A 6837-nucleotide genomic window follows, 5' to 3' on the forward strand; every position below is an offset into this window, starting at 1 on the left:
CGGGGCGGGGTGTGGCTGGTTCCGGGCCCCGCATCCCATCAGCCCAGATCCCCACCCCCCCCGGCCCCCGTCGCGGCCCTCGGCGCGGTGGGCGCAGTGGGGGGGGCCGCGCGGCCGGCGCGGCACCCCACAGTCGTACCCGTACGCGTACGTACGGGCCTGCGTACGTACTAGATGAGGCCGAGGCCGCGGACCGCCTCGCGCTCCTCCTCGAGCTCCGCGACCGACGCGTCGATGCGCCCGCGGGAGAACTCGTTGATGTCCAGGCCCTGGACGATCTCGTACTTGCCGTCCTTGCAGGTGACGGGGAAGGAGGAGATCAGACCCTCCGGAACGCCGTAGGAGCCGTCCGACGGGATACCCATGGAGGTCCAGTCGCCCTCGGCGGTGCCGTTGACCCAGGTGTGGACGTGGTCGATGGCGGCGTTGGCGGCGGAGGCGGCCGAGGAGGCGCCACGGGCCTCGATGATCGCCGCTCCGCGCTTGGCGACGGTCGGGATGAAGGTGTCGGCGAGCCAGGCCTGGTCGTTGACGAGCTCCGCGGCGTTCTTGCCGGCGATCTCCGCGTGGAAGATGTCCGGGTACTGGGTCGCGGAGTGGTTGCCCCAGATGGTGAGGCGCTTGATGTCGGAGACGGCGGCACCGGTCCTGGCGGCCAGCTGCGAGATCGCGCGGTTGTGGTCGAGGCGGGTCATCGCGGTGAAGCGCTCGGCCGGTACGTCCGGCGCGGCGGCCTGCGCGATGAGCGCGTTGGTGTTGGCCGGGTTGCCGACGACGAGGACCTTGATGTCGTCCGCGGCGTGGTCGTTGATGGCCTTGCCCTGGGGCTTGAAGATGCCGCCGTTGGCGGAGAGCAGATCGCCGCGCTCCATGCCCTTCGTACGCGGACGGGCACCGACCAGCAGCGCCACGTTGGCGCCGTCGAAGGCCACGTTCGGGTCGTCGGTGATGTCGATGCCGCTCAGCAGCGGGAAGGCGCAGTCCTCGAGCTCCATGGCGGTGCCCTCTGCGGCCTTCAGGCCCTGCGGGATCTCCAGAAGGCGCAGCTTGACCGGCACGTCCGCGCCGAGCAGTTGGCCGGAGGCGATGCGGAAGAGCAGCGCGTAGCCGATCTGGCCGGCCGCGCCGGTGACGGTGACATTCACGGGAGTGCGGGTCATGGCGATCTCCGTAAGACAGCTGGCGGTGGGGGTCCCTGCCCCTGATGCTGGATATCTCCACCGTACTGATCGATCTCTCGACGTGAAGAGATATCCAGCGGTCAGGCTATCCGACCCGGGCACCCGCACATCGCCGCCCCCTTGTGGTGCGGCTCACTCGAGCCGATCACTGCTCGGTCGTGCAGCCCTTCGTGCCCGTCGTCAGCGTCGCGCACGCCTTGGCCTCGGTCCCGTCGGTCACCGCGACCATCGGGGTGTACGCGTCCTTGTCGGCGTTCACCAGGCCGTTCTGGTCCCCTTCGCCCGCCGTTATCGAGACCTTGTCGCCCGGCGCGGCCTTCGTGATACGGGCCCACGCGGCCGCGCACGTCTTGCTGTAGCGGACCTCGACGACGGCCGTACCGACCGTCGCCCGCGAAGCGGTCGTGGCCAACTGGCCTCCGCACCCCATGTTCTCCGGGTCCTGGCCCGTGCAGTCCTCGCCGGAGCACTTCACTCCGGTGGGCAGCTCCGGCTCGCTGGTCGTGGGAGCCGCGCTGGGTGTCTTGGCCACGGTCCTGCCGCCGCCGTCGCCGCCTCCCCCGAGGTCGGTCAGCAGCACGGCGGCAGCGACCACCAGCAGCGCACCGACGACGCCCGCGAGGAACATCGCCGTCTTGCGCCGACCGCCGTCCCGTCCGTCGCCCCGCCCGCGTCCCCGGCGTGGGGAATCGGGTGTGGCGGCGTGCCCCGCGTTGCGCGGCGGAACGGAGTGACCGCCGCCGTCCTGTACGGGAGCGTACGGTTCGGGGCCCCGGCCGCCGGGCGGTGCGGCGGTCCGCGACGCACCGGCCTGGGCGCTCGACCCGAACTCGCCCAGCGCGGCTCGCGCCTGGGATATCCGGATGGCCTCCATCGTCATGTCGTGACGCATCTCGGAGCGGCTCCAGGCACGCTCCGCGAGCTCCCACATGGTGGTGAGGTGGGTCGGGTTCGTACCCGTCACCTCTGCGAGTGCGACGATCGCGCCCCTGGGGGCGAGCAGCCGCCCGTTCAGATAGCGCTCCCACGACGTCTTGCTGTAGCCGGTGCGGTCCGAGACGGCCGCGATGCTCAGCCCGCTGCGGTCGACGAGCCGGCGCAGCTGGCTCGTGAACTCCTTGACCTGTGGGTCGAGCTGTTCCGGTAGCGCCTTCCAACGAGGCATTACTTCCCCCTTGTCCCCCCGAACGTGCCTGATGTGCTCCGCGCTGTGGTGCCCCCAGCCACACCTCCGGGGTTCCTGGTGGACCGTCCGTGTTGTGGACCGCCCAGGCGGACTACCCAGAGGGATGCGCAGAGCCAGGATGACAGTTCCTTGGCCCGGGGCGCACGGGGGCATCCAGGACTGCTGCACACTCCCCGCGTGCGCCCCCGCCCCGGAAGCCCGCCCTAGTTTCGCATCCGTTGCCCGACGATCACACCATGGCGGAACCGTCACTTCCGTGCCACAGGCACCCGCCACACCTTGAACGCGTTTGGCGCGTGCATGACGCTGTTGCACATGACGGCGGCCGTCCTCCCACGGGGGAGAGGACGGCCGCCGTCACAGTCGATCGGCGCCGGGGTTCCCGGGCAGACCGCGGACGAGCCTCAGAGGGACGCCATCTTCTTCCGCAGCCCGGTGTCCAGCGCCTCCAGGAACTCCTCCGTCGTCAGCCACGGATGGTCCTTGGAGATCAGCAGCGCCAGGTCCTTCGTCATCCGGCCGCTCCCGACGGTCTCGACGCAGACCCGCTCCAGCGCCTGGGCGAACCCGATGACCTCAGGGGTGCCGTCGAGCCTGCCGCGGTGGGCGAGACCGCGGGTCCAGGCGAAGACAGAGGCGATCGGGTTGGTCGAGGTCGCCTTTCCCTGCTGGTGCCGGCGGTAGTGACGGGTGACCGTGCCATGCGCCGCCTCCGCCTCGACGGTCCTGCCGTCGGGGGCCATGAGGACCGACGTCATCAGGCCGAGGGAGCCGAACCCCTGGGCCACGATGTCGGACTGGACGTCACCGTCGTAGTTCTTGCACGCCCAGACGTACCCGCCCTCCCACTTGAGCGCGCAGGCCACCATGTCGTCGACGAGGCGGTGCTCGTAGGTGAGGCCCCTGGCGTCGAAGGCAGCCCTGAACTCGGCGTCGAAGACCTCCTGGAAGATGTCCTTGAAGCGGCCGTCGTACTTCTTGAGGACCGTGTTCTTCGTGGACATGTAGACGGGGAAGTCCCGGTCGAGGCCGTAACGGAACGAGGCCCGCGCGAAGTCACGGATCGACTCGTCGAGGTTGTACATGGACAACGCCACGCCGGCGCCCGGGAATTCGTAGATCTCGAGCTCGACCGGCTCGGAGCCGTCCTTCGGGGTGAAGGTCATCGTGAGGGTGCCTTCGCCCGGGATCTTCAGTTCGGTGGCACGGTACTGGTCACCGAAGGCGTGACGGCCGACGACGATCGGCCTGGTCCAGCCCGGCACCAGGCGCGGCACGTTGTCCATGATGATCGGCTCACGGAAAACGACGCCACCGAGGATGCTGCGGATCGTGGCGTTGGGCGAGCGGTACATCGCCTTGAGGCCGAACTCCTCGACCCGCGCCTCGTCCGGAGTGATCGTCGCGCACTTCACACCGACGCCGTACTCCTTGACGGCGTTGGCCGCGTCGATCGTCACCTGGTCGTTCGTCGCGTCGCGGTGCTCGATGCCCAGATCGAAGTACTTCAACTCGACATCGAGGTGGCGCAGGATCAACTTCTCCTTGATGTACCGCCAGATGATGCGGGTCATCTCGTCCCCGTCGAGCTCGACGACCGGGTTGACTGCCTTGATCTTGGCCATGAGGTGAATCGTTCCCTCTCACGCTGCGGACCGGTTCGGCGTGTCACCCGGTGCGCACGCGGACAGGGGGACCCGTCGAGTTATCTCGTCATCAAGATACTCGACATCAAGACGAAGTGTCGGTCCTTCGCGACCGTCCCAGCGACAGCCGGACGCCGGCGACCGACGACAACGCAGCGCGGTGCGGCGTCAGGGCACGCGAACCCGGCAAGGTCCGAACGAGAGCCCCTAGCGCACCGCGAAGCGGACCGCCTGCTCCAGGAACGGGATATCCAGCCAGGGTTTGGGCTGTGTCATCAGGGCGAGCAGCACGATCACCGTGCCGAGCAGGCCGTACGTGACCATGTCGGTGAACCGGGAGCGCACCGCCAGCATGCCGACCGAGGGAAGGACGCGGCGCAGCACCGCGCCGGTGAGCAGGGCGACACCGACGAGGATCGTGCCGATGCGGAAGGCCTGGGGGAACGGATCCGTACCGACGATCAGCAGCCCGAGCGCCGCGAGCCCGATCACGGTGAGCAGCGGCCACTGACGGGCGGGAGCAGAGGCATCCCCGGGCGCGGCGCGGCCGCCGCCCTCGGGGCGTGCGGTGTCGCGTGTGACGGAGGGCGGGCGCCGGGACCTGCCCGCCGCACGCGGCGCTTCCCCTGAACCGTCGGCGCCAGGAGCGCTCCCGTTCGTACCGGGCTCGTCGATGCCATGCTCCTCCGTGCCCGGCTCGCCGGGCACGGGTTCGCCGGTGACGGGCTCGCCGGTGACGGGCTCGCCGGTGACGGGCTCGCCGGTGACGGGCTCGCCGGTGACGGGTTCGCCGGTGACGGGCTCGCCGGTGACGGGCTCGCGCGCGTGCCCGTTCGCGGCCGCCTCGGCCCGCGAGGGGCCCGAGTGGCCGTTCATGGACGGGCCGGACGGGCCGGCAGAGGCCGCCGCGTCGGGCCCCGCGGAGCCGTTCGCCGCAGCCGCGGGCCCGGAGGCGCCCGCAGCGCCCGTCCCGCGGGTGCCGTCAACCTTGTCGGAGTCGCGGTCCGGGGTGTCCGGCCCCGGTGTGGGCTTGCCCATGTCCGGTCAGCCCGCAGCGCCGGCCGCGGCGCGCTCCGCCGCTTCGACGACATTGACCAGAAGCTGTGCCCGGGTCATCGGGCCGACACCGCCCGGGTTCGGGGCAACCCAGCCGGCCACCTCCGCGACACCGGGGTGCACATCGCCGACGATCTTGCCGTTCTCGTCACGGCTGACACCGACGTCGAGCACCGCGGCGCCCGGCTTGACGTCCTCGGGCTTGACCAGGTGCGGTACGCCCGCGGCGGCGACGATGATGTCGGCCTGCCGCAACTGGGCGGACAGGTCACGCGTACCGGTGTGACACTGGGTAACCGTCGCGTTCTCGGACTTACGGGTCAGCAGCAGGGGCATCGGGCGCCCGATGGTCACACCGCGCCCCACGACCACGACGTGCGCGCCGTTGATCTCCACGCCGTGGCGCCGAAGCAGCGCGATGATGCCCGCCGGGGTGCAGGGCAGCGGGGCCTTCTCGTTCAGTACCAGCCGCCCCAGGTTCGTCGGGTGCAGCCCGTCCGCGTCCTTGCCCGGGTCCATCAGCTCCAGGACGCGATTGGTGTCGATGCCCTTCGGGAGCGGCAACTGGACGATGTAGCCCGTGCACTCCGGGTCGTCGTTGAGCTCCCGGACGACCGCCTCGATCTCCTCCTGCGAGGCGGTGGCGGGCAGTTCGCGCTGGATGGAGGCGATACCCACCTGCGCGCAGTCGCGGTGCTTTCCTGCCACGTACTTCTGGCTGCCGACATCGTCGCCGACCAGCAGCGTTCCGAGGCCGGGCGTCACGCCGGCGGCCTTGAGCACCGCCACGCGGGCGGTCAGGTCGGACTTGATCGCGGCTGCGGCGGCCTTGCCGTCGAGAATCTGGGCGGTCATGCCCCCATCCTCGCGGATGACCCCTCCCCTGTTCCAATTCGGGGACGCCGACGGGAACACGAGGTTGCACTTGCACAACACATACGGTTATCGACTGGACAAAAAAGCGACGTTACTACCACGATGATCCGCGCAGTGCCGCGGGCAGTGTCGGGGGGCAAACCGCTTGTTTTCGTGAAGTTCCTCCGGTCCGGACCGCATCGTCCCCGCAGATCCAACGGAGGAAATCCGCCATGAGCTTTGGCGACCCGAACAACCCTTACGGGCAGCAGCCCCAGCAGCCCCCGCAGGGTGGTCAGCCCGGCTACGGCTACCCGCAGCAGGCTCCGCAGGGCGTCCCCCAGCAGGGTTACGGCTACCCGCAGGCCCCGCAGTACCCGCAGGCCCCCGGATACGGGCAGCAGCCCGGGTACGGCCAGCAGCCCGGGTACGGCCAGATGCCGGAACTCGCCCACTGGGGCCTGCGGTTCGGCGGCAACCTGCTGGACATGCTGATCATCGCCGGTCCGTACTACCTGCTGGCGGGCATCGGCGTGGCCATGAGCGACTCGCCGAGCGACAGCGGCTTCGCGGTGCTGGGAATCCTCGGCTTCGTGTACCTGATCGGCATGGCCGTCTACCAGATCTACCTGGAGGGCTCGACCGGCCAGACGATCGGCAAGAGGGTCGTCAAGATCCGGGTCCTGAAGGAGGCCGACGGCTCCACGCTGGGCTTCGGCATGGCCTTCGTGCGCAAGCTCGCGCACTTCCTCGACAGCCTGGCCTGCTACATCGGCTGGCTGTGGCCGATCTGGGACAGCAAGAAGCAGACCTTCGCCGACAAGGTGTGCAGCACGGTGGTTGTGCGCGCCTGACGCGACACGCCGAACCACAGCGGCGGGGGGGCGCCGGCATAGCAGGGGGCCCCGCCCTC

The 6837-nt window shown here is 69.9% G+C and carries 6 protein-coding genes; 1 reads left to right on the forward strand and 5 read right to left on the reverse strand.

What is annotated here, in order from left to right; translation table 11 throughout:
* Window positions 1-170 precede the first annotated feature (170 nt).
* From ACFU5O_RS09790 to ACFU5O_RS09810, 5 genes are all read right to left on the reverse strand, one after another.
* Window positions 171-1160: a malate dehydrogenase gene (locus ACFU5O_RS09790; protein ID WP_384238461.1), complete on the reverse strand. Its 990-nt coding sequence runs from the start codon at window positions 1158-1160 to the stop codon at window positions 171-173.
* Window positions 1161-1326: 166 nt separating this feature from the next.
* The gene (locus tag ACFU5O_RS09795) at window positions 1327-2346 is read right to left on the reverse strand and encodes an XRE family transcriptional regulator (protein WP_384238463.1); all 1020 of its coding nucleotides are present in this window, start codon (window positions 2344-2346) and stop codon (window positions 1327-1329) included.
* Window positions 2347-2771: 425 nt separating this feature from the next.
* Window positions 2772-3992, reverse strand: a complete 1221-nt coding sequence (locus ACFU5O_RS09800; protein ID WP_384238465.1) for an NADP-dependent isocitrate dehydrogenase — start codon at window positions 3990-3992, stop codon at window positions 2772-2774.
* Between the two features lie 228 nt (window positions 3993-4220).
* Window positions 4221-5051, reverse strand: a complete 831-nt coding sequence (locus ACFU5O_RS09805; protein WP_384238467.1) for a DUF3017 domain-containing protein — start codon at window positions 5049-5051, stop codon at window positions 4221-4223.
* A gap of 6 nt (window positions 5052-5057) precedes the next feature.
* A complete protein-coding gene (locus ACFU5O_RS09810; RefSeq protein ID WP_384238469.1) occupies window positions 5058-5924 on the reverse strand; it encodes a bifunctional methylenetetrahydrofolate dehydrogenase/methenyltetrahydrofolate cyclohydrolase in 867 nt (288 codons plus the stop codon).
* 233 nt (window positions 5925-6157) lie between these two features.
* Between ACFU5O_RS09810 and ACFU5O_RS09815 the strand changes: the two genes are divergently transcribed.
* Window positions 6158-6778: an RDD family protein gene (locus ACFU5O_RS09815; RefSeq protein ID WP_384238471.1), complete on the forward strand. Its 621-nt coding sequence runs from the start codon at window positions 6158-6160 to the stop codon at window positions 6776-6778.
* Window positions 6779-6837: the final 59 nt, after the last annotated feature.

The sequence above is a fragment of the Streptomyces sp. NPDC057445 genome (genome assembly GCF_042802855.1).
Taxonomy (GTDB): domain Bacteria; phylum Actinomycetota; class Actinomycetes; order Streptomycetales; family Streptomycetaceae; genus Streptomyces.